This is a genomic window from Polynucleobacter sp. VK25, assembly GCF_018687355.1.
In the GTDB taxonomy this organism is placed as follows: Bacteria; Pseudomonadota; Gammaproteobacteria; order Burkholderiales; family Burkholderiaceae; genus Polynucleobacter.
In genome coordinates this window covers 327,802-348,703 of sequence record NZ_CP061288.1, presented here as the reverse complement: position 1 = coordinate 348,703, position 20,902 = coordinate 327,802, and the positions used below count along the sequence as shown (strand labels likewise).

The 20,902-nt window shown below is 44.5% G+C and carries 26 protein-coding genes; 10 read left to right on the top strand and 16 right to left on the bottom strand.

Going from position 1 to position 20,902, the window contains the following annotated elements:
• Positions 1 to 22: 22 nt before the first annotated feature.
• A complete protein-coding gene (locus AOC21_RS01935; protein ID WP_215392137.1) occupies positions 23 to 370 on the top strand; it encodes an FKBP-type peptidyl-prolyl cis-trans isomerase in 348 nt (115 codons plus the stop codon).
• 80 nt (positions 371 to 450) lie between these two features.
• Here the strand turns inward: AOC21_RS01935 and AOC21_RS01930 are convergent, their stop codons facing one another.
• Positions 451 to 1,410, bottom strand: a complete 960-nt coding sequence (locus AOC21_RS01930; RefSeq protein WP_251371594.1) for a lytic transglycosylase domain-containing protein — start codon at positions 1,408 to 1,410, stop codon at positions 451 to 453.
• A gap of 501 nt (positions 1,411 to 1,911) precedes the next feature.
• Here AOC21_RS01930 and AOC21_RS01925 point away from each other — a divergent pair.
• Entirely contained in the window at positions 1,912 to 2,976 is a 1,065-nt protein-coding gene (locus tag AOC21_RS01925) for a DNA/RNA non-specific endonuclease (RefSeq protein ID WP_251371544.1), read from the top strand.
• Here AOC21_RS01925 and AOC21_RS01920 read toward each other — a convergent pair.
• Complete coding sequence (locus AOC21_RS01920) at positions 2,968 to 3,210, bottom strand: DUF3820 family protein (RefSeq protein WP_215392135.1); 243 nt, start codon at positions 3,208 to 3,210, stop codon at positions 2,968 to 2,970. The two genes, AOC21_RS01925 and AOC21_RS01920, sit on opposite strands and share 9 nt — an antisense overlap.
• Before the next feature lie 151 nt (positions 3,211 to 3,361).
• Here AOC21_RS01920 and AOC21_RS01915 point away from each other — a divergent pair, with 151 nt between their 5' ends.
• The 5 genes from AOC21_RS01915 to AOC21_RS01895 are packed head-to-tail and all read left to right on the top strand — an operon-like array spanning position 3,362 to position 6,299.
• Complete coding sequence (locus AOC21_RS01915; protein ID WP_215392134.1) at positions 3,362 to 4,276, top strand: DUF6662 family protein; 915 nt, start codon at positions 3,362 to 3,364, stop codon at positions 4,274 to 4,276.
• Positions 4,277 to 4,288: 12 nt separating this feature from the next.
• A complete protein-coding gene (locus AOC21_RS01910; RefSeq protein WP_215392133.1) occupies positions 4,289 to 4,468 on the top strand; it encodes a hypothetical protein in 180 nt (59 codons plus the stop codon).
• A gap of 9 nt (positions 4,469 to 4,477) precedes the next feature.
• A complete protein-coding gene (locus AOC21_RS01905; RefSeq protein WP_215392132.1) occupies positions 4,478 to 5,050 on the top strand; it encodes an FMN-binding protein in 573 nt (190 codons plus the stop codon).
• The gene (locus AOC21_RS01900; RefSeq protein WP_215392131.1) at positions 5,047 to 5,868 is read left to right on the top strand and encodes an FAD:protein FMN transferase; all 822 of its coding nucleotides are present in this window, start codon (positions 5,047 to 5,049) and stop codon (positions 5,866 to 5,868) included. The genes AOC21_RS01905 and AOC21_RS01900 overlap by 4 nt, the downstream gene beginning before the upstream one ends.
• Positions 5,865 to 6,299, top strand: a complete 435-nt coding sequence (locus AOC21_RS01895) for a hypothetical protein (protein WP_215392130.1) — start codon at positions 5,865 to 5,867, stop codon at positions 6,297 to 6,299. The genes AOC21_RS01900 and AOC21_RS01895 overlap by 4 nt, the downstream gene beginning before the upstream one ends.
• Here AOC21_RS01895 and AOC21_RS01890 read toward each other — a convergent pair.
• The 4 genes from AOC21_RS01890 to AOC21_RS01875 are packed head-to-tail and all read right to left on the bottom strand — an operon-like array spanning position 6,287 to position 8,280.
• Positions 6,287 to 6,805: a DUF6803 family protein gene (locus AOC21_RS01890; protein WP_215392129.1), complete on the bottom strand. Its 519-nt coding sequence runs from the start codon at positions 6,803 to 6,805 to the stop codon at positions 6,287 to 6,289. The genes AOC21_RS01895 and AOC21_RS01890 overlap by 13 nt on opposite strands.
• A 27-nt stretch (positions 6,806 to 6,832) precedes the next feature.
• The gene (locus AOC21_RS01885) at positions 6,833 to 7,045 is read right to left on the bottom strand and encodes a DUF2892 domain-containing protein (RefSeq protein WP_215392128.1); all 213 of its coding nucleotides are present in this window, start codon (positions 7,043 to 7,045) and stop codon (positions 6,833 to 6,835) included.
• Positions 7,046 to 7,094: 49 nt separating this feature from the next.
• Entirely contained in the window at positions 7,095 to 7,406 is a 312-nt protein-coding gene (locus AOC21_RS01880; RefSeq protein WP_215392127.1) for a metalloregulator ArsR/SmtB family transcription factor, read from the bottom strand.
• 1 nt (position 7,407) lies between these two features.
• Entirely contained in the window at positions 7,408 to 8,280 is an 873-nt protein-coding gene (locus AOC21_RS01875) for an MBL fold metallo-hydrolase (protein WP_215392126.1), read from the bottom strand.
• A 90-nt stretch (positions 8,281 to 8,370) separates the two neighbouring features.
• On the opposite strand from AOC21_RS01875, the gene AOC21_RS01870 reads away from it, so the two are divergent.
• Together AOC21_RS01870 and AOC21_RS01865 are read left to right on the top strand one after the other, a co-directional pair.
• The gene (locus AOC21_RS01870) at positions 8,371 to 9,192 is read left to right on the top strand and encodes a sulfite exporter TauE/SafE family protein (protein WP_215392125.1); all 822 of its coding nucleotides are present in this window, start codon (positions 8,371 to 8,373) and stop codon (positions 9,190 to 9,192) included.
• A gap of 59 nt (positions 9,193 to 9,251) precedes the next feature.
• Positions 9,252 to 9,752, top strand: a complete 501-nt coding sequence (locus tag AOC21_RS01865) for a hypothetical protein (RefSeq protein ID WP_215392124.1) — start codon at positions 9,252 to 9,254, stop codon at positions 9,750 to 9,752.
• Between the two features lie 66 nt (positions 9,753 to 9,818).
• Here the strand turns inward: AOC21_RS01865 and AOC21_RS01860 are convergent, their stop codons facing one another.
• From AOC21_RS01860 to AOC21_RS01835, 6 genes are all read right to left on the bottom strand, one after another.
• Entirely contained in the window at positions 9,819 to 10,547 is a 729-nt protein-coding gene (locus tag AOC21_RS01860) for an ABC transporter ATP-binding protein (RefSeq protein WP_215392123.1), read from the bottom strand.
• A 30-nt stretch (positions 10,548 to 10,577) separates the two neighbouring features.
• A complete protein-coding gene (locus AOC21_RS01855) occupies positions 10,578 to 12,506 on the bottom strand; it encodes an ATP-binding cassette domain-containing protein (protein WP_215392718.1) in 1,929 nt (642 codons plus the stop codon).
• A gap of 2 nt (positions 12,507 to 12,508) precedes the next feature.
• Complete coding sequence (locus tag AOC21_RS01850) at positions 12,509 to 13,387, bottom strand: branched-chain amino acid ABC transporter permease (protein ID WP_215392122.1); 879 nt, start codon at positions 13,385 to 13,387, stop codon at positions 12,509 to 12,511.
• A gap of 140 nt (positions 13,388 to 13,527) precedes the next feature.
• Entirely contained in the window at positions 13,528 to 14,712 is a 1,185-nt protein-coding gene (locus AOC21_RS01845; protein WP_215392121.1) for an ABC transporter substrate-binding protein, read from the bottom strand.
• 135 nt (positions 14,713 to 14,847) lie between these two features.
• Positions 14,848 to 15,765: an EamA family transporter gene (locus tag AOC21_RS01840; protein WP_215392120.1), complete on the bottom strand. Its 918-nt coding sequence runs from the start codon at positions 15,763 to 15,765 to the stop codon at positions 14,848 to 14,850.
• Positions 15,758 to 17,383: a GMC family oxidoreductase gene (locus AOC21_RS01835; RefSeq protein ID WP_215392119.1), complete on the bottom strand. Its 1,626-nt coding sequence runs from the start codon at positions 17,381 to 17,383 to the stop codon at positions 15,758 to 15,760. The genes AOC21_RS01840 and AOC21_RS01835 overlap by 8 nt, the downstream gene beginning before the upstream one ends.
• A gap of 139 nt (positions 17,384 to 17,522) precedes the next feature.
• On the opposite strand from AOC21_RS01835, the gene yjgA reads away from it, so the two are divergent.
• A complete protein-coding gene (gene yjgA / locus AOC21_RS01830) occupies positions 17,523 to 18,050 on the top strand; it encodes a ribosome biogenesis factor YjgA (RefSeq protein ID WP_215392118.1) in 528 nt (175 codons plus the stop codon).
• 13 nt (positions 18,051 to 18,063) lie between these two features.
• On the opposite strand, the gene AOC21_RS01825 is transcribed toward yjgA, so the two are convergent.
• From AOC21_RS01825 to pcaD, 4 genes are read right to left on the bottom strand one after another with little or no spacing between them, the layout of a single operon-like run.
• Positions 18,064 to 19,125 carry an acyltransferase gene (locus tag AOC21_RS01825; protein ID WP_251371543.1) on the bottom strand — a complete coding sequence of 354 codons (1,062 nt, stop codon included), beginning with the start codon at positions 19,123 to 19,125 and terminating at the stop codon, positions 18,064 to 18,066.
• A 3-nt stretch (positions 19,126 to 19,128) separates the two neighbouring features.
• Positions 19,129 to 19,305 (bottom strand): hypothetical protein, encoded by a 177-nt coding sequence (locus tag AOC21_RS01820; RefSeq protein ID WP_215392117.1) that lies wholly within the window; start codon positions 19,303 to 19,305, stop codon positions 19,129 to 19,131.
• A 47-nt stretch (positions 19,306 to 19,352) separates the two neighbouring features.
• Positions 19,353 to 19,931, bottom strand: coding sequence for an HdeD family acid-resistance protein (locus AOC21_RS01815; RefSeq protein WP_215392116.1), 579 nt, complete (start codon positions 19,929 to 19,931; stop codon positions 19,353 to 19,355).
• 55 nt (positions 19,932 to 19,986) lie between these two features.
• Positions 19,987 to 20,802 (bottom strand): 3-oxoadipate enol-lactonase, encoded by an 816-nt coding sequence (pcaD, locus tag AOC21_RS01810; RefSeq protein ID WP_215392115.1) that lies wholly within the window; start codon positions 20,800 to 20,802, stop codon positions 19,987 to 19,989.
• Positions 20,803 to 20,902: the final 100 nt, after the last annotated feature.

The window sequence follows — 20,902 nt, the reverse complement described above, 5'->3', positions numbered from 1 at the left end:
TTGCGTGAAATAGGAAAACATCATGAGTGAACTCAAAAAAATCGATACCGTTGTTGGCGAGGGAAAAGAAGCCACAAAAGGAAATCATGTAGACGTACATTACACCGGCTGGCTCTTTGATGAGAAGGCTGCTGATCATAAGGGTCAAAAGTTTGATAGCTCATTAGATCGCGGTCAACTCTTTAGCTTCCCTTTGGGCGCTGGACATGTGATTAAGGGCTGGGATGAAGGCGTTGCTGGCATGAAAATTGGTGGCAAACGTACTCTCATTATCCCTTCTGAGATGGGTTATGGTCCTCGCGGTGCGGGTGGCGTGATTCCTCCGAACGCTACTCTGGTGTTTGATGTGGAGTTACATGGTGTTAACTAATAACACCAAATAAGGTAGTAAAGCAAAAGCCACCCTAGGGTGGCTTTTTCAATTCCTTAATCAAGCGCCGATCACTACGCTTAAGAACGCAAGTCCTTACCGTTCAGAGTCAGTCGATTAGGCGAACGGTTTTGACACAAACCAATCAAACGATTTCTTTCTGCCATCACCTTATCAGCGTAACCACCATCATCTTCAGCATTCGCAGCGCCAACGTAATACTTAAGACCATTGCGCAATGAGCCTGCGGTAGCTATCAGGTATTTGAGGATATAAGCGCCAACACGGATATTCACCTCGGGCTTTGCAGCCTCAGAAGTGCCACCAAAAATTGCGTACTTATCTTTATGCACAGAAGTCATTACTTGCATCAAACCTTCGGCGCCAGCATGACTCTTAGTGTTTGGATTGAAGTTGGACTCTACTGAAATCACCGCCAATAAAAGTACTGGATCAATATTGACTTCTTTCGCAATCAAGATGGTATTGGAAACGTATTCTTCAATCTTGGCGCGATCGAGGCTGTATTTCTTTTCAAAGAAGTCTGCTACAGCGCGTTGATTCTGTAGCGAGCCCATCAAATTACTATCCAAAGCCAGAGGATCAATCTTCGAGCTTGGAATGCGGTCAGACAAATGGGAAATCGACTTCACCTGCATTTGCGCTACCGAAGGCATTAGCAAGGCAACCGTTTGTTGTTTAGCACTTGCCAAACCAGTAGTCGCTGGAGCCTTAGATTTGCTGTAGATCACTGCAGCAATTTCTGTATCAGCAACTTGAGCCGCTGACACTTCATTGGAATCCTTGTATTGATTGAGCATCCCAAAACCATTGCTCCAAACCATATGGCGCGCTTCATCCGGAACCAGGACACGGGCTAGATCAAAAGCACCAGCGTTTGTACCGTTGCCCGAGAGCCAAAGACCAACCACCATAAATACAGTAACAACAAGTAAGCCATTAATGACTCGATAGACTGGAGCCATGGCGTGCGCTAGCAGCTCTTTGGCAGTCAACAGTGTTGGCTGCGTAATCTGCATGTCGCTCAAATTGTTAGATAAACATTTACTCATTCATTGTTTGCAAGACCTCAAAAAACTAGACTGCCGTTTTATGTTGCATTGCAATATCTTAAAAACATGGGTCATCCTAAGAAGATTCTTATATCAAGTCAAGAATAAGGAATATCAAAACCATAACTTATTGATCTAGAAATCCGGGAGATCCCGTAGATCTACCTTCAAAATGATATATAAATCAATTAAATCAGTGACTTATATAAGTTAGGAGGCACTAATTTCACTCTATAAAAAATTGACCAAAAATGGACTTTTTTACGTTTTCGCCCAAAAATTAAGCACCAAAAATCATACATCTAGTGCTTTAGCGTCTCTTATTTTCTAGGGGTAGTAGCACGCAGAAAGTTAATGCGATGCACTATTTGACAAGGGGTCTAAGCTGAAAAATAGATTTCTGCACCCAGAAAAACATCAAGAAACCTCTGATTCTTGTTAGCTCTGGAGCTAGCTCAAGATAAAAAGATGGAAATATTCGAAAGAGAACTCTTACACTTAGATTCCATGAAATTCCTGCGTAACCTTATTGCCTTCGTAGCAATTTCCACCTCATTCAATGCGCTTGCCGCTTTTGAGGACTGCAAGGACCTTTTCCCAGCTCAGCAAATACCAACAACCCCTCAAGCCGGACGTGATCTCTGCTTTGATAGCTTTGCCATCTACTACTCCCCTCAAGATAAGAAGCCCATCTATACAGTCGAGAGACTCAACAAAGAGCAGTTTTCTTCCCCGCATCCACGCAGAAGCAATCAGTTTTATGAAGAAGCCAGACTGCCGTTTGCAGAGCGCTCCCTTCTGGCAGACTACCGTGGCAGCGGCTACGACCGTGGGCACAATGCTCCAGCCGGGGATATGAGTAATGAACGCGCCATGGCTCAATCATTCTCGCTGGCAAATATGATGCCCCAGGCTAGGCAGAATAATCAGGGTATCTGGGCTAAAAATGTTGAGGAGCCTACCAGAGCCTACGTCAAAAGAGCTTTTGGCGACGTTTATGTTTTTACGGGCTCAACTGGAAATATTGGCAGCATTGGTCGAAGTCGTGTGACGATTCCAGGTTACATCTATAAGTTAGTCTACGACCCCAGCAAAAATACTGCCTGGGCTTACTGGGTTGAAAATACTAACGATGCGATGATGAGTCCGCCAATTTCTTATCAAGAATTGGTGCAAAAAACGGGGATTGATTTTCATTTGCCGCTTGATGGTAATAGCAATCAGCCGCCTCTTGCAGCGACAGAGCCCATGAAATCAAAGGCCCAGAAGCCATTACTTGGTGGTTGGTACCCCGTATTTTTTGATGAATACTCATCTAGCAAACTGAATGGCGTCATTGAGAACATCAAGACAGGCAAGATTGCGAGCATTCAGATTCAATATGACCGCAATGGGAATTTAGCAAAACAGATTGCCGCTCAAATTGAATCGCAAACTAATCTACAAGCCAGTCTGCTGCAAAGCAGCCCACCTGACTCTGCAACCGTGACTTATGAACGGAATCGCGTCACTCTGATTGTTCGTTCAAAGTAATTTGGATTTAGCCTGCAGCCCATGCGCGCGCTGTATGGGCGCCAACAGTCCACGCAAACCATTGTGATCTAGCGTGTGCATCAACTCTAGCAACTGACCAAGCTCACTCTTCGGAAAACCTTCTCGAGCAAACCACGCCAAATAATTCCCCGGCAAATCAGCCAATGCACGCCCCGCATATTTACCAAAGGGCATCTTCATCAAAACCAGTTTTTCCAAGGACTCTGCGTTCATTTGGAGAAATCTTACAAGCAAAAAAGGAAAGGCTTATAGATTTCGCCATTTTTAGGGTGATGGTTATTTTCTTAGTTGAGAATCATTCTCATTTGATGGTATATTGAGAACCATTCTCATTTAGATTCATAACCACCAACCTTAAGGGACCATGAAATTGACCGTTAATAGACTTCTAGCCTTTAGCCTTTTATTAGTAGCTACCCTTCATTGCTCGTTTGCTCACGCTGGTGAAGGGGCATTTGGGTGGATATATACCCTAGATTTACAACCTAAGGGCAAGCTGGAATTTGAGCAGCGCCTACAGCTCAATAAACAGCAGGCTAGTGGCTCATACAATGCCTGGCTTTCTAGAACGGAACTTGAATACGGTCTTAGCAACGATTTACAAATTGCCGGTTACCTGAACTCGTATTACGTAAACGCTAACCAAAATTACACCAATCCGGAAGCCTGTGGTGATGCACCTACCTGCACAGGCGGCCAGCCAGTTCCCGAAAGCCACAATCCAGCGACACCATATCGAAAAAGCGGCATTGAAGGTGGATCTCTAGAGGCAATTTATCGCATCACCAATCCGGTCACTTCACCCGTAGGAGTTGGTCTTTATCTCGAACCTACACTTGGTCGCAATAAAAATGAAATTGAAGCAAGACTGTTATTGCAATCAAACTTTATTGATGATCGTTTAATTGTCGCTGGCAACGTAGTAGTTGCAAACGAGCAATTGAAATTCGTTGGCAACGGAAATGTGCCTGAATCAATGTTGGATTTCTTGGTGGGCGCTAGCTATCGATTTGCGCCTAAATGGTCTGCCGGTGTAGAAGCGCGTTTCCATAATGATTACTCAAGTTACAACCTACAAAACCAAGTACAAAAAGCCACCTTTGTTGGCCCCAATATGCACTACGCAGCCAAAGACTGGTGGATCACTGGGGCTTGGCGTTATCAATTAAAAGGTAACACCTGCATGGGCGACGGCACAGCTGAATGCTCCAACGCCCGTGTTTGGGATAGTCATTCAGTAAATGAATTCATCGTCAAAGTTGGCTTCCCCCTCAATTAAAAGAAAGCACTTATGGAAACTCAGAATTTATTAGTTGCGGCCCTAACTCACTTATTAAAGTTTCAAGCCACGCAATGCCAAACAGCCAAGGAGAGAGCGCTGATGATGTTTGAAGCACTCTCCAACCTTAAAGGCATCAACCCCGATATCGAAACCCTTTGTAATGAAGCTAATGAATTGCTGACTGCATAAATTAAAACCATGATCTGGAAACCTAACCCCTTAGCCCTTATTGGCCTAGCAATGATTAGTGCGCCAATCATTGCTCATGCAAAAATATATGTTTCTGCAGAGCAAGCCCAGAAAATACTCTTTCCTAATAAGACGCTAACAAAAAATCCCATCATCATTACCGATGATCTGCAAGATAAGATGCGTACTGCGTCTAGCATTCGCCACCCCTTTCAGGGCGATCGAATATGGAAGTCGACTGATGGAAGCTGGTTGGTGATCGATGAGGTTGTTGGCAAGCATGAAATGATTACCTATGCTGTTGCCATTAACCCCAATGGCAGTATCGCAGGCATTGAAATTTTGGAATACGTTGAGTCTTATGGCTATGAAGTAGCAGAAGCGCAATGGCGTAAACAATTTGTAGGCAAGACCGTAAATGACCCTATAAAACTGAATCAAGATATTCAAAACATTGGGGGTGCCACACTATCTTGTAAGCATCTCACCGATGGAGTGAAGCGGGTTGCTGTTCTCCATGAGTTGGCTCTAAAAAATACTGCGCCAGCATTCGTGCCAACACAAGCAGCCAAAACAAAATGATTCGCTGCAAACCCCTTCTTGGAACCTTTGTTGAGATCTCTATGGATCAAGACGAGGGGCATGCAGCTATTGAAAACGCTTTTGCAGCCATTCAAAATGTTCATGACCTTATGGGATTTCATAACCCCGAAAGTGAGCTGAGCCAGATTAATCAACGGGCTCACTCAGAGGCAGTAGAAATTCATCCATGGACTGCACGAGTCATTCAAATCGCAAAGGAGATTCATTTTGAATCCAATGGTCTATTTGATTGCGGCATTGGACATCGTCTAGTTGCCGCAGGTCTACTGCCTCGTCACATCACTTTTTCCAATCATGAGCTTGGCGGTATTGAAGATATCCATTTCTTGGCGCCTGATCTCATTAAGTCCTCCCGGCCAGTCTGCTTGGATTTTGGTGGCATTGCTAAAGGGTTTGCGGTAGATATGGCGGTCAGAGTCCTGGCATCAGAAGGCGTTATCTCAGGCTCCGTCAATGCAGGTGGCGACCTGCGTGTATTTGGTAACACCACTTTCCCAATTCAAATTCGCAATCCCGAGATACCTGAAGAGTTGATTGAAATTGGCTCCTTGGAAAATGGTGCCATTGCGACAAGCAGCCTTTACTTTGCAAAAAGAGATCAGCAGAAAAGTTATCTCATCAATCCCTTGGCCCATCATCCGCTTGATGTGCATGTAGAGGTTTCAGGCTCGTTTTCCATCCTTGCTAAAGAGTGTGTTTATGCAGATGCACTTACAAAAGTCTTAGCTTTATCCAATAATGAGAATCACCCATGCTTTGAGCGCTTCTCCGCTCAGGCGCTGAGGATTGCAGCATGAGTCGCCTTGGGAAAATGCCCGGATGGCAAAGAACATTTGTCATCTGCGGCATGATGACTTGCTCTATTACCGGCCTTGTATATCTACTGGGCCATCAATTTCATATTCAGCGCTCCACTCTTGGTGCCCATAGCATCCTGGCGGCTCATGGAATAGCAGCAATGCTAGCGACCTTAGCTATTGGCTCAGTACTACCCTTTCACCTAAAGGCTGGGTTTAAATCAAAGAAGCAATGGTGGAGCGGTTTTAGTCAGCTTGGTTTTCTTGCTGTACTGCTTACATCTGGCTCTTTACTGTATTACGGACCCGAGGAGATACGAGACGGAGTAATAGATACCCACTGGATAGTGGGTCTACTCTTTTTTATTGTTTTTATATTGCATGCTTTTTCAAAACTTCGCAGCACCAGAACGCCTCATCAATGTGAGTGAGGGGAAGGCATTGGTGCATCCACTGAGTGGGCTGCACCCTGATAGCCAAGCAAGCCAGGATCAAGCATTCCACTAATCATAGCAACGTGGCCAAAGACTAAGAAGAGCGCAACGCAGATTGCATGGATCTTTAACTTACCCTCTTGGTTTAATTTCTTGTTTACAAAGCCCATTTCCTGCAAGGCAATCCAAATCAACGGTAATCCACCAGTCAAATAAGATCCAACTGCCACTATATCGATTACCGTTCTCCACTCTCCCGCTTGAGTAATTGGAATTACTGCAGTCATTAAGAGATAGCCAATAACGCCAATAAAGTAAATCCCAACAGCTGCGCCAGCAAAGCGGTTCAAACTCCAGACGAAACCATGAAACCTTCTGGTAAATAAAATATAGAGTTCAGTAATAGCTAAAGTTTCAGCAAGCACAATGGGAATCGCCATGAAAATCATCAAATTCCACGGCTGATTCTCAGCTAACAACTGCATGTAATGGGTCATATTCATACGTGGATTCCAATAATGTTCAAAAAATTACTTACAGCATGAGTCTTTACTAGACGAATTCCCGCATGAACTAATGCCTAGCAATGGATAAGCGGGGCAAAAACGGAATAAGCCTGTTGCAAGTGGAATGACACCAAGCCAGCCCCACCAACCTACTACCCCATTTGCAGCTAGGCCAACTAATAGTGTGCCTATTGCAATCCTGAGAATCCGATCAATACCGCCGACATTGCATTTCATATTGAACTCCTTTTAATTAATAATTTCTTAAATACCGCTATTTGAACCGCTACCTTTTGCAATAGTATTTGTAAAGCAGACTCATTACAGCCACAGCAACCTCACTAGCCAGGGAATAGTAAATTTGCTTACCTGCTCTACGTGTCTTTACTAACTTTTCTTTGCGCAGGACTGTTAATTGCTGAGATAAAGTGGGCTGATGTAAATCTAACGCATCCTCCAGCTCACTAACACATTTTTCACCTTGGCCAATTTCACATAACAACATCATTCGGTCGCTATTTGATAAGACCTTCATTAACTTGCAGGCATCGGCTGCTGATGCCTGCATTTTTTTCAGTTCAGATTTTGTAATAGTCATATCAAAGAATATTTACGGGGATTTTCAAATAGGTCTTACCATTGACCTCAGGTGTGGGCAGGTAGCCAGCACGGATATTGACCTGAATAGACGGTAGTATGAGATTGGGCATATCTAAGGTAGCGTCACGTTTATTGCGCATTTGCACAAATTGTTCTTCGCTAATACCTGTATGCACATGAATATTGGACTTCTTTTCCTCGCCAACTGTTGTGCAGTAGGCTGCGGCACGATCAGTAGGCGGGTAATCATGGCACATATACAGCCTAGTCTCATCAGGATAAGCCAATACTTTCTGAATAGACCTATACAAATCTTGAGCACTGCCTCCTGGAAAGTCGCAACGCGCTGTACCAACATCAGGCATAAATAAAGTATCCCCAACAAATAAGGCATCGCCGATTTCATAAGCCATACAAGCAGGAGTATGTCCTGGAACATAAAGCGCTTTTAAGGTGAGATCTCCAAATTGAAGGGATTCACCGTCTTGCAATAAATAATCAAATTGAGATCCATCAATCGCAAATTGATCATCCAAATTGAAGACACCCTTAAAAACGTTCTGAACGCTAGTAATGTGATCTCCAATAACAATCTTACCGCCCAGCTTACTTTGGATATAGGGCGCTGCTGTTAGATGATCTGCATGAGCATGGGTTTCTAAAACCCAAGTTAGCTGCAGTTGTTCACTTTGTATAAAGCCAATAACCTCATCAGCAGATTTTGTAGAGATGCGACCTGATTTAGGGTCATAGTTCATGACCGAATCAATTACTACGCATTGGCTTTGCTTTCCAGCATAAACAACGTAGGTAAAAGTCCAAGTTTCTGGATCAAAAAAGGCCTCAACATTGGCTTGAATGAGTGATTTCATGGCAATCTTTCCTAACAATATTGCAATTACACTCGAAAAGAGTCATTAATATATTTATTTATATATTATCTTAATATAAAATTAATTGCAATGGACTACTCAATTCTCATCAGCCCCTGCTTGGGCCTTATTGTGGGCTTATTAATGGGTCTGACTGGTGCTGGCGGCGGAATCCTGTCCGTTCCTTTACTGGTATTCATCTTGCATTTGCCAGTAGCTGAAGCAGCCCCTATCTCCCTTTCTGCAATTGCGCTCTCTGCAGGAGTTGGCGCCCTATTAGGTTTAAAAAATAAGATTCTTCGCTATAAAGCTGCGGGATTCATGGCAATATTTGGTTTGATACTTTCTCCAATAGGATTATGGGCATCACAACGCATTCCCAATGCTCCCCTATTAATTCTTTTTAGCTGCACACTGTTCTACGTTTCTATTCGCCTATATCGACAGGCTTACAAAGAAATTCACGGCATATCTGATTTTGAGGGCAAGCCTCCGCCGCCATGCTTATTAGATACTTCCAGGGGAAAGCTAGCATGGAATATTCCATGTGCAAGAGCACTCATGTTATCCGGCGGGTTGGCAGGATTTCTTTCTGGCTTACTTGGGGTTGGCGGAGGATTCGTCATTGTTCCTGCATTAAAACGCTACACAGATTTGCCCGTTAAGTCGATTGTTGCTACCTCACTAGGAGTACTAGCAATCATCTCTAGCGGCGGCGTTATATTTTCAGGAATCTCTGGCAATCTGGATTTGACTCTTGCAGCGCCTTTTTCACTAGGCGCTTTAATTGGCCTGCTAATTGGTAGAGCATTTGGCAAAGAGCTCAGCGGTCCAAGATTGCAACAAATTTTTGCTGTGTTGACGTTTGTCGTGGCTGTCAGCCTCATTCTTAAAGGGCTTAATAGTCTATGAGAAAGCCATTGGCATCTATTATTTATATTCTTGTATTCAGCCTCTTAGGGGCCCTACTGATGTCCACATCTAAATCTAGAGTCTTTCTATCCAACTCAGTCAGCGCCATCTCCGGTACGGTCAGCAATCTCAATCATGAGCTACTCGAATACGTCAATCCCGAGAAGCCTACCCACGATCATTCCTCAGTCTATTACCAGCGCTTCTTTATCTCCAAATTTAACTTGGGTGATAAGGCAATCGAGGCTAAGTTTTCAGCACCAATGCAAATTGCCGAAGGTGATCAGGTGATCGTATCGGGATACCCAAAAGATGGAACCCTTCAGGTTCTTGCTTATAGCAACCAAACGCAACAGGTCAGCAGCAATGAGAATTGGATCGTGCTGGCCTTAGGTGCCCTCTTCTTTCTTGCGGTAGCACTAGGTTTGCTTAATAGCGAACTAGTCATTGAGGGCGCACTTATTCCTAAGCTCTTTTTATTTGGCTTTACTTTAGTAGCCATGTATATGGGATACCGAGCGCTCTTGATACGTGAGGCTATTAAACTGATCTCAAACTAAGTTAGCGCAAAAAGAAAAAGCCCTTATTACTAAGGGCTTTTTGTAGCTCGTAGTTTAGATAACTACTTAGTGACCACCAGCACCACCCAAGTAAGCTGCTTTCACAGCCGGGTCATCCTTGAGTTTTGCAGCTGGGCCATGAGTGGCGATCTTACCGTTCTCAAGAACATAGCCATAATCAGCGACGTTCAAGGCTGCGGCAGCAAACTGCTCAACCAACAACATCGTCACACCCTGTGACTTGAGATTAGCAATGATCTTAAACACTTCCTCAACCAAGATTGGCGCAAGACCCATGGATGGCTCATCCAAGAGAATAATCTCTGGGTTCAACATTACGGCACGAGCCATCGCCAACATCTGTTGCTCACCACCAGACAGAGTGCCGGCTAATTGATTGCGACGCTCTTTGAGACGTGGGAACATTTCGAGAGACTTCTCAAGGTCGCTCTTAATATCGCCCTTTGGGCGGCTGCCGGTAAAGCGTGGAAATGCGCCAAGCAATAAATTGTCAGTTACAGACATTGTCGTAAACACGCGACGGCCTTCAGGGCTGTGAGCCAAACCTAAGCGTGCGATTTTATGAGAGTCGTAACCGTCAATTTTTTCGCCGCCTAATGTCACTTCACCAGCCGTTGGTTTAATCATGCCTGTAATAGCGCGCATGGTGGTGGTTTTGCCAGCACCGTTTGAGCCAATCAAAGTAATAACCTGTCCTTTAGGAACATCAATATTGATGCCGTGGAGGACTTTAACTTTGCCGTAGCCTGCTTCAAGATTCTTAATAGATAACATGGTATTTACCGATTCAATATGTTCTAGTGATTAAGTACCCAAGTAGGCATGAATCACCTTCTCGTCTGCCTGAACTTCAGCTGGTTTACCTTCTGCAATCTTCTGACCGAAGTCCAATACAGAAACGGTATCGCAAACTGACATCACCACATCCATGTGATGCTCAATCAGGATGAAGGTAATACCGCTATCGCGGATCTTACGGATAATGCGCAAGAGTTCTTTAATATCCGGGGCTGTCAAACCTGCAGCTGGCTCATCTAACAAGAGCAACTCAGGATCTAATGCCAAGGCACGAGCGATTTCGAGCAAACGCTGCTTACCATATGGCAAGTTACGTGCTTCTTCGTTCGCCAAATCATCTAGGCCAACGAACTTGAGCAAGGCCATTGCACGAGCATGGGCTTCAGTTTCTTCTTTCTTATAACGTGGCAGATGCAATGCAACTTCAACCATGTTGGATTTGAAGGTGTGATGCAAGCCAACCAAAATATTTTGGATAGCAGTCATTTCACCGAAGAGCTGAACGTTTTGGAAGGTACGTGCAATACCAGACAAGGCGATGTCAGAAGAAGTCTTACCAACAACACTTTCACCTGCGTACAAGACATTACCAGCGGTAGGTGTGTAAATACCAGTCAACACGTTCATCATCGTGCTCTTACCGGAACCGTTAGGGCCGATCAAACCATGAATAGTGCCGCGCTTGATGCTGAGATCAACATTGTTCAAAGCCTTCAAGCCACCAAACTGCATCAAGATGGAATCTACTTTAAGGAGTTCTGCACCTGTATTTTGATTGGCTACAGTGCTGATGAAGCTAACGGACTCATCCACCACTTCAGCATCACCACCACGCGTGGTTTTTGCTTTGCCAGCAATAGACTGGTAGAAGCTCTTCGCAAAACCAACAATACCGTTTTGCAAGTAATACACAACCAACAAAATCATGAAGCCGAAAATACTCAGGCGCCAGTCAGAAATAGTATTTAACCAGAATGAGAATGCAGCTAAACCAACCACACCGGCAATAGGTACTGCAACACGGCGTGGAGTAGTAACCTTCTTAGACAAGGCCATACCAGCACCCACCACTACAACGATTGCAATAATCGAAGCAACGATACGGAACAAGTTGATATCGTCCAGGAGTTTAGGCAGCAACACAATAATTGCCGCACCGATCACCGCCCCTAAGCGTGACTTGCGTCCACCCATAATGATGCCAAGCAAGAACAGAACAGCTAATTCGTTGTTATAAGTGTTTGGAGAAATATATTGCTCGGAATACGCATATAAGCAACCAGCTAAGCCAGCAAAACCAGCGCTAATCACAAATGCGATTACCTTAAAGCGGTAAACGGATACACCCATACAGTCACAGGCAATTGGACTATCACGCAATGCTTCAAAAGCACGGCCAATTTGTGATTTAACAAAGCGATCGACCACGATCATGGAGAGAATCAAGATGATTCCAACCATCCAGAAGTACTCAGCCTTAGTCATTGGCACGCCCATGAGTTCAGGCTTTGGAATCTTGATGCCCAATGGGCCTTCAGTCATCCAAGTCATCTCATTAATCAGAATCTGTGCAATCGTACCGAATGCCAAAGTCACCATCGCTAAGTATGGTCCGATTACCTTCAGCGCCGGCAAAGCCAAGATGCCACCGAAGATTGCTGTAACTACGATTGATGCAGGGAGAGTTCCCCAAATAGTCCAACCAAAATGGAAGTACAGAACACCAGCAGTGTATGAGCCGATGCCAAAGAGTGCTGCATGACCTAAAGAAACCTGACCTACATATCCAACAACAATGTCTAAACCAAATAACAAGATGGTGTAGATCAGAATAGTTTCAACTAAGTGAATGTAATAAGGGTTATGAATAAATAACGGCAGAGCAAAGAGTGCCCCAATCGCAATTAATAGAGGTAATAGAGACTTCAATTTCATCATTAAACTTTCTTAATCGCAGATTTGCCGAAGAGACCAGATGGTTTGTATGCCAACACGAGCAATAACAAAATCAAGCCTGGAACATCTTTGTAACCAGTTGAAATATAGAAACCAGTTGCTGTCTCAACAATACCCAGAATCAAACCACCAACAATAATTCCGAGACCGCTAGACAAGCCGCCAATAATCGCCACAGCGAAAGCCTTCAAACCTAGCGCGCCGCCCATCGTGGCGCCAGTCAAGGTCAGCGGAGCAATCAAAACACCTGCGAACGCTGCTGTTAAGGAAGAAAGTGCATAAGAGAATGTAATGACTACGCTGGTGTTGATACCCATCAAGCCAGCTGCATCACGGTCGTTTGCTGTAGCAACCACTGCTTTACCGTAAATTGTTTTACGGTTAAAAAACTCGACCAACAACATCATGACCAATGCACCAACTACCACCAAGATTTCCATTGGGAGAATATTTGCGCCCAAGAAATTCATTGGCTCCATTGGCAATGGTGATGGGAATGGCAATGCATCGCGACCCCAGATATTTTCAGCAACGTTCTTGAAAATAATGCCGAGTGCAATGGTGGACATAATCCAACCAAACTCAGACTTAATTTTGATTGCCGGACGAACACCGATGAGCTCAACAAAGCCACCCTGAATCATTCCGAACAAGCAAACCACAGGGATCATTACCCAATAGTTCATACCAAATGTGTCAACGCAGGTTAAACCTACCAGAGCACCCAGCATCAAGGCCTCACCCTGACCGAAGTTCAAGGTGCCCGATGTGGCAAAAGTGAGCTGGAACCCGAAGGCGATGACCGCGTAGATCATCCCCACCGCTATACCGCTCGAGAGAATTTGTGCAAACATGTCCATGTTATTGGCCTAAATATTCTTAAAACTGTTTTATTAACGAATCCAACATTGTAAGCAAAACGCCGCCTTTTGGGCGGCGCTCTACCTTACAAAATGCTGCAGTGCAAAATAAAAGATAAATTGCCTGCTAATTACTTAAATTACTTCTTCTTGGGTTTAGCGTCCTCAGCATTCAAGAATTCAACACGACCATTTTCAACTACGCCCATCACTACGTCTTTTGTCTTGATAGCGTCGTGATCAGTTGCAGAGAATGGTTTGTTGTAAGTAATCACAACACCTTCAACAGGAGTCTTCAGATCTTGCAAAGCTGCAACAATCTTTGGTCCTTCAGTGCTGTTTGCTTGCTTGATCGCTGCAGCCAAGAGGTATACAGAGTCGTAACCTTGGGCAGCAGAAACTGGGGAAGCGATGTTGTTATTTTTTGGTTTGAACTCTTTTACGTAAGCATCTTGGAATGCTTTGCGTTTAGCAGTTGTAGAAGGAGATTGAATATAGGTTTGTGGCATAGTTGCGCCGTCACCATTCTTACCTGCTGTATCAATAAAGCTAGCCATAGACAATGTCCAGCTACCGATCATTGGTTTTTTCCAACCCAACTTAGCCATACCGTTAGCAATTTGCGCCAACTCAGGTCCAATTGCGTAAGTCAAAATTACATCAGCACCAGCATTTTTTGCTTTGAGCAATTGTGAAGTCATATCTACGTCACCAATGTTGAACTTTTCAGTTGCAACTGGAGTTACGCCATATGTCTTCAAGGCTTTTTCCAAGTCCTCACGACCCAACTGACCATAGTTTGTAGAGTCAGCCAAAATCGCTACTTTCTTCAGGCCACGCTTTTCAACGGCCTCTTTAGCAATCAATGGTGCTTGAATATTATCAGGGGCAGCATTACGGAAAACGTAGTTCTCTGGTGCGTTAGGGAATTGCTTGGTCAAAATAGAACCAGTAGCAACGTTATTCATTACTGGAATCTTGGCGTCTTGATAAAAACGTTGTGAAGCCAATGCAACACCAGTGTTGATGTAGCCAAGAGTAGCAACTACTTTTTCGTTATTGATCAACTCTTGTGCAATTTGAACGCCACGTTCATTTTTAGCCTCATCATCGCGCTCAACCAATACGATTTTGTTGCCATTGATGCCGCCAGCAGCATTAATTTCTTTTGCAGCAAGACGCACACCGTCACGCATACTGACACCCATTGAGGATGATCCACCAGTAAACGGACCTGCAACACCAAGCTTAATATCGGCAGCGTAAGCGCCGGTAGAGAGCATTGCAGTAGCTGCTACTGCAAAAATGTGACGACGAATGTTCATAAAGTCTCCATGACTAAAAATTGCTAATGAATAAATACTTTTTTATAGATAAAACACAAACGAACAGTTATCTTACTGTTAATACAAAGCCAAAAAAAGGGCCTTGTATTAGGGTTTTACATTAGCCTCATGGGCTCAAGAAAGTCTTTGTTTTAGGGCGCGCTCAATATTGGGCCAAAAGAGATTGATTACTAACCCCACAATCACCAAACTTGCCGCCAAAATCTTCCATAAAGGCAATGGTTCAGCCAAGAAGTAAGCCGCTGCCCCCATGCCAAAGATAGGCACCAGCAATGGCGCTGGAGCCACTACCGCGGCTGGATGCTTAGAAAGCAGCCAGGCCCAAGCTGCATAGCCAAAAAGGGTATTTCCCCAGGATTGCCAAAGGACCCCAGCCCATGCCCCTAATGGCGCAGAGCTTACTGAGCTACTCATGTGTTCCCAGCCACCTTCAAATAGAAGGGATATACCAAATAAGGGAGGAATAGCAAAAACGCTCGCCCAAACTACATAGGCCAGCATATTGATAGAGCCCGCCCTACGACTGACAGTATTGGCTACCCCCCAAGAAAAACCGGTAAACACCACTAAAGCCAAACCAAGAAAGGTAGTGCTGGCGTCAGTGTGCAGCGCAATAATTCCCAATCCGATCATGGCAACCAATACCGCCAAAGTTTGGTAAGTGCGCAAACGCTCTTTAGCAAAAAACATCGCAAAGCCGATTGTGAAAAATACCTGCGTCTGAATTACCAGCGAAGCTAGGCCTGGAGAGATGCGGCCATCAATCGCAAAATACAAAATACCGAACTGCCCGACACCCACTGCTAAACCATAAATACAGAGATTGACCCAAGACACTTTAGGTATCGGCAGGAAGAGCGCTAAGGGCAGAAACGCAAAGGTGTAGCGAAGTGCGGCAAATAAGAATGGTGGGAATGCACTAAGCGATAACTTAATCACTACAAAGTTCGTGCCCCACACTGCCACAATGGCGAGCGCCAACAGTAAATGACTCGCTGGTAATGAGTAAGTCTTTTGTGAGGTCTTAGGCACGCGTCAGCAATTCTGCCACACGCTGCGCAATCATCATCGTCGGAGCGGCGGTATTACCCGAGGTGATTGTTGGCATTGCTGAAGCATCCACTACACGCAAATGATGAATGCCTCTCACGCGCAACTCGGAGTCAAGCACGGCCATTGGGTCATCATCACGACCCATCTTGCAAGTGCCAACTGGGTGAAAAATCGTAGTGCCAATATCACCAGCAGCTTTAACTAATTCAGCATCCGTTTGATACTGCATGCCAGGCTTATATTCTTCAGGGGCAAAAGGTCCGAGTGCGGCCTGCTCCACAATCTTGCGTGTTAAGCGTAATGACTCTGCTGCCACTTTGCGATCTTCCTCGGTCGATAAATAGTTTGGGCTAATCACCGGCGGAGCTTCTGGATTTGTTGAGTTGATGTGCACGCTTCCTCGTGAGGTGGGACGCAAATTACAAACGCTCGCAGTAAATGCATTAAATGAATGCAAGTCCTCACCAAACTTTTCTAATGACAATGGTTGCACGTGGTACTCCACGTTTGCACGCCTTTGCTCTGGAGAACTATATGCAAATGCGCCGAGCTGTGATGGCGCCATCGACATTGGACCAGAGCGCTTCAGCACATACTCTAAGCCAATCATCATCTTGCCCCAGAGGGTATTGGCTTTGGTGTTTAAAGTCTTAATACCATTAACCTTGTAAACCATGCGAAGCTGTAAATGGTCTTGTAGATTCTCACCAACCCCTGGGAGATTGGCAATCACAGGAATATCTAATTGATTGAGATGTGCAGCCGCGCCAACGCCAGAGCGCTCTAATATTTGCACGCTTCCAATAGCACCAGCACTTAATAAAACTTCACCGCCCTGTTCAGTAGCGCAGAGCGCTTCAGAAGCGATGCCATTCTTCAGATACTCAACCCCAAGACAATTTTTAGTAACAGGATCAATTTTGAGTTTAGTCACTACTGCCTCAGTCAATATCGTGAGGTTACTGCGCTTGGCTGCATCCCTCAAAAAAGCTTTTGAAGTATTTAAGCGCCAACCTGCGCGTTGGCTAACATCAAAATATCCCACACCAAAATTATCGCCACAGTTAAAGTCGTCTGATGCTGGGATGCCAGCCTGCACGGCAGCCTCTTTAAATCGATCCATGATGGGCCAACGTAAGCGCTGCTTTGAAACAGTCCACTCTCCGCCTTTACCATGCCATTGATTAGCGGCGCCGTGGTAATCCTCAAATGACTTGTAACGCATCAGTGCATTTTCCCAAGACCAAGATTCGTCACCGGTTGCCTGCACCCAAGACTCGTAGTCACCTGCTTGGCCCCGCATATAAATCATGCCGTTAATGGATGAGCAGCCACCTAAAACACGGCCACGGGGGTATAGCAATGAACGGCCATTTAAACCTTTTTCAGCGGCTGTTTTAAAGCGCCAATCTGCTCTTGGGTTATCGATGCAATATAAATATCCAACAGGAATATGAATCCAGATGTAGTTATCGTTTTTGCCGGCCTCAATGAGCAAGACCTTCTTGTTGGGATTTTCAGTTAAACGCTTAGCCAACATGCAGCCAGCACTGCCTGCCCCAATAATGATGTAGTCGTAAGTGTTTGCTTGGGTCATGTTGTTTGCATCTAATAAAGCGTTATTCAATGGTTAGAGGGTTTCCCGCTGCGAATGCCTATTATTTACCAATCTTGCAAATTAGGCATCCCATTAGTCACCTCTGTAGATACCCTCAATAGCAGTCTAAAATAGCTACATGCATATTAATGAGAAGAATCGCACCCCCAAACTGGTTGATGCCGATGAAGGGCCCAGCAAGTCAGAATTAAAGCGCCAAATGACTGAGCGCCAGAAACTGGCGGAAGTTTTGGCTGCCCTAAGTAGTGACGCCCTAAAAACGATTCCTCTCGATGAAGCGATCAAGACTGCTATTGCAGAAACAAACAAGATTAAAAGTTTTGAGGCAATCCGTCGTCATAAGCAATATCTTGGCAAGCTCATGCGCTTTTTAGATGAAGAAGAGCTAGATGCGATTCAGAAACGCTTAGACGCAATTCAGGGCGTTAGTAAAGCCGAGACTGCAAAGTTGCACTTTCTGGAGAGCTATCGTGACAGACTCATTGCGAATGATGAGGCATTTACCAAAATGATTGAGCAATATCCCGATATGGATATTCAGAATATGCGTACTTTGATTCGTAATGCGCGTCGTGAGAAAGAACAAAACAAACCACCTAAGGCCTATCGCGAAATCTTCCGCGTTCTCAAAGATATGGGTCTCTGAACCGAGTCTTGAGTTAGACCTTGAGTTTGTTCGCTGGAATTTCTATCCAACGATAAAAATAATTTGCAGACAAGATGCTGCAAACCACAACACCTAGCATCAATACAATTGCTATTGCCCCGCTTTGCTGGGTATGCAAGCCCAAGGCGATATAAAGCGTGTTTGCCAGCAGAATAAATGCGAAGTGAATTAAGAAAGCGCAGTATGAGCGCTGACTTCCCCAGGCAATAGCTCTTAGCAATCCATTCTGCCTAATGCCAGCAGGATAAGCGGCATTGCCCCACAAGAACAATGCCAGTGCTACAAACCATGCCAGAAAATTTCTAAGCCAAATTTGCTGAATCGAAGCGGCGGCAATAATCAGTCCAATCAAAATTAATGCAGCCTTAGCTAAACGCTTCACACCGACATCTTGAAAGCCGCTAGCCAAATACGCTAAGGCGCCCAATCCATAAGAACCAATGAAGTAAATAAAATACGCTTCATACTCGCCAGAACGATTAAAGAACAATAAAGAACTGACAGCGAAAATACTTACCAACCAAATTAATGCCTTATAGCTGGGAAAAGAAACAAATAGAATGGCCAGCACTGAATACAACTGCCAATCAATTGCAACATACCAAGCGCCAGCAGAAATAGAATCTAAGCCTAAGATGCCTTGAATAAAAAAGAGGTGCGCTAAAAACTGGGAAAGTGTTTCTGATTGACCAACAAATTCATCATTGACCCAGATGCGTGCAATGTAAGCACACGCAATCGTAAAAATGAGTGCCGCGGCATAAGGGGCAAACAATCGTAGATAACGATTCAGAATGAGTTTCAGCAAACCGTTTGCGCTAAATTTAATGTTGGCATAACGGCTCAAAGACTGAGCAGCCAAATAACCCGCCATGACCAAAAAGATTTGCACCGCATAACGCCCGTACTCAAAGAGCCAAGTCATCAGTCTCGGTAAGACAAGCCTTGCATCCTCTGCAATTTGCCCATAGCTTGAGAGGTGATGCAGAATAATCATCAAGGCCGCAAGGACCTTGAGGATATCAATCAGAAAAAGCGGAGACGCTTGCTTCAAGATTTACTTCGATTTGGTCTTGCCCATCAAAGAAGCCAGCAAGGGGTTAGCGCTTGCCATTTCCTTTTTAGACTTTGCTTTCTCTTCTGCCCCTAGCTTAGGAGTCTTAGCAGCGTTTTTCATTCCCTGCGCAGTTTTCAAAGCTAAATTCTTATAGAGATCGGTTTTTTTCATTGTCATGATGAACGCTCTTTATTTTGCTGTTGCAAACTGAATTATTTACTTAGTTACTTAATCAATGAGCGTGCTGCTAAGCCCATAAATAATAATGACCAGCCCTGCAACAACAATTCAATCGCAATCAACATGCCAGGCAGCCATAGACTAGACTCTGGATAGCCATTCATGATCAGCACACCCATCAAAATAGAAATTGCTGAAGAGAGAACCAACCAAAACCATTCACGGAAGTGGCGATGCTGAAATGCTGAGATCAATCGTAATGCACCTGTTACAAAAAAGATTGCCGCAAGCCACAAGGTAATTGCTTCCAGAGCTGGAATTGGGAAAGCCCAGGTGAAGATTGCTGCTGCAATATAGAGTGCCGCCAAAATAAGTTGCACGCTAACACTTTTCCAGCCATGCGACTTCAATGCATGTGCACCCTGCAATATGCCGCCAGCAAATAAAAAGATGCCTAAGACATTAACGGATATAAAAGAAAACAAAGTTTGGCCGGCAATGCCAATCATGCCAAGCACGATAAATAAAATTCCGAGACCAATTAAAGCGCCTGGAACTTTGGCAGCTGCGCCTAATACTTTTGTGCGGAGCTCTTGAATCTGAGCATTGGATAGTTCGGTCATAAAGATGCCTTCTTTTTAATAAATGCTGTTAGTAAATCTAAATAATGAAAATAAGTTACAAAGCATCATCAACGGAGTCGATAAATTGACGCACCGTCTTGTTAAAGGCTTCTGGCTGCTCAATGTTTGATAGGTGAGCAGCCTCCTCCAGTATTACCATTTTGGAGTGACCTATTACACGATGTAAAACAATTCCTTGATCAACAGTACACGCAGGATCGTCACGCCCCGACAGAACCAGGGTAGGCGCCTTAATCTTCAATAACATTGTACTTTGCGCCATATCACGTACGGCGCTGCCGCAAGCCATATAACCATCCACATTGGTACCCAAGATCATTTGACGAACTTTTTCGATTTCTTTTGGTGCTCGTTCAATAAAAGGCGCAGTAAACCAGCGCTTAATTGTGCCCTCCACCAACCCAGCGATACCTTGAGCGCGAGCAATTTCAAAACGCTCTTCCCATAAGCTGCGTGGTGGCATTTCTGAGGCGGTATTACAAAGTGACAATGAGAGAATGCGCTCTGGAAAGCGAGCGCCTAATTGCTGGCCAATCATGCCACCAATCGATAAGCCCATAAAGTGCGCCTTCTGAATACCAAGAGCATCTAATAGTCCAATAGCGTCATCTGCCAATTGTGCAATGGTGTAAGGGCCGGCATTGAGACCAGAGCCACCATGCCCTCTTTTGTCATAACGCAATACGCGATAGCGATCTGCTAATGCGGGCACATTGCCATCCCACATACTACCATTGGCCATCAAACTATTCGCTACCAATAAAACAGGGCCATCTTTGGGGCCATCAAAACGATAAGCAATATCGACACCGTTTACCTTAATCATTTTCAGATCCTGCATTTGAGTCATTTATCTCCACCCTATCTAAAGTTCTATTGATCTTCTATTTATCTATTTGTCAGAGCATGTTAGATTATCCAACGAAACTATAAAAATACTAAGGAGACAA

Bases quoted from the DNA above. Each gene is read 5' to 3' on its own strand.
- AOC21_RS01935 (WP_215392137.1), top strand. From the start codon at position 23: ATGAGTGAACTCAAAAAAATCGATACCGTTGTTGGCGAGGGAAAAGAA.
- AOC21_RS01930 (WP_251371594.1), bottom strand. From the start codon at position 1,410: ATGCAGATTACGCAGCCAACACTGTTGACTGCCAAAGAGCTGCTAGCG.
- AOC21_RS01925 (WP_251371544.1), top strand. From the start codon at position 1,912: ATGGAAATATTCGAAAGAGAACTCTTACACTTAGATTCCATGAAATTC.
- AOC21_RS01920 (WP_215392135.1), bottom strand. From the start codon at position 3,210: ATGAACGCAGAGTCCTTGGAAAAACTGGTTTTGATGAAGATGCCCTTT.
- AOC21_RS01915 (WP_215392134.1), top strand. From the start codon at position 3,362: ATGAAATTGACCGTTAATAGACTTCTAGCCTTTAGCCTTTTATTAGTA.
- AOC21_RS01910 (WP_215392133.1), top strand. From the start codon at position 4,289: ATGGAAACTCAGAATTTATTAGTTGCGGCCCTAACTCACTTATTAAAG.
- AOC21_RS01905 (WP_215392132.1), top strand. From the start codon at position 4,478: ATGATCTGGAAACCTAACCCCTTAGCCCTTATTGGCCTAGCAATGATT.
- AOC21_RS01900 (WP_215392131.1), top strand. From the start codon at position 5,047: ATGATTCGCTGCAAACCCCTTCTTGGAACCTTTGTTGAGATCTCTATG.
- AOC21_RS01895 (WP_215392130.1), top strand. From the start codon at position 5,865: ATGAGTCGCCTTGGGAAAATGCCCGGATGGCAAAGAACATTTGTCATC.
- AOC21_RS01890 (WP_215392129.1), bottom strand. From the start codon at position 6,805: ATGAATATGACCCATTACATGCAGTTGTTAGCTGAGAATCAGCCGTGG.
- AOC21_RS01885 (WP_215392128.1), bottom strand. From the start codon at position 7,045: ATGAAATGCAATGTCGGCGGTATTGATCGGATTCTCAGGATTGCAATA.
- AOC21_RS01880 (WP_215392127.1), bottom strand. From the start codon at position 7,406: ATGACTATTACAAAATCTGAACTGAAAAAAATGCAGGCATCAGCAGCC.
- AOC21_RS01875 (WP_215392126.1), bottom strand. From the start codon at position 8,280: ATGAAATCACTCATTCAAGCCAATGTTGAGGCCTTTTTTGATCCAGAA.
- AOC21_RS01870 (WP_215392125.1), top strand. From the start codon at position 8,371: ATGGACTACTCAATTCTCATCAGCCCCTGCTTGGGCCTTATTGTGGGC.
- AOC21_RS01865 (WP_215392124.1), top strand. From the start codon at position 9,252: ATGTCCACATCTAAATCTAGAGTCTTTCTATCCAACTCAGTCAGCGCC.
- AOC21_RS01860 (WP_215392123.1), bottom strand. From the start codon at position 10,547: ATGTTATCTATTAAGAATCTTGAAGCAGGCTACGGCAAAGTTAAAGTC.
- AOC21_RS01855 (WP_215392718.1), bottom strand. From the start codon at position 12,506: ATGAAATTGAAGTCTCTATTACCTCTATTAATTGCGATTGGGGCACTC.
- AOC21_RS01850 (WP_215392122.1), bottom strand. From the start codon at position 13,387: ATGGACATGTTTGCACAAATTCTCTCGAGCGGTATAGCGGTGGGGATG.
- AOC21_RS01845 (WP_215392121.1), bottom strand. From the start codon at position 14,712: ATGAACATTCGTCGTCACATTTTTGCAGTAGCAGCTACTGCAATGCTC.
- AOC21_RS01835 (WP_215392119.1), bottom strand. From the start codon at position 17,383: ATGACCCAAGCAAACACTTACGACTACATCATTATTGGGGCAGGCAGT.
- yjgA (WP_215392118.1), top strand. From the start codon at position 17,523: ATGCATATTAATGAGAAGAATCGCACCCCCAAACTGGTTGATGCCGAT.
- AOC21_RS01820 (WP_215392117.1), bottom strand. From the start codon at position 19,305: ATGACAATGAAAAAAACCGATCTCTATAAGAATTTAGCTTTGAAAACT.
- AOC21_RS01815 (WP_215392116.1), bottom strand. From the start codon at position 19,931: ATGACCGAACTATCCAATGCTCAGATTCAAGAGCTCCGCACAAAAGTA.
- pcaD (WP_215392115.1), bottom strand. From the start codon at position 20,802: ATGACTCAAATGCAGGATCTGAAAATGATTAAGGTAAACGGTGTCGAT.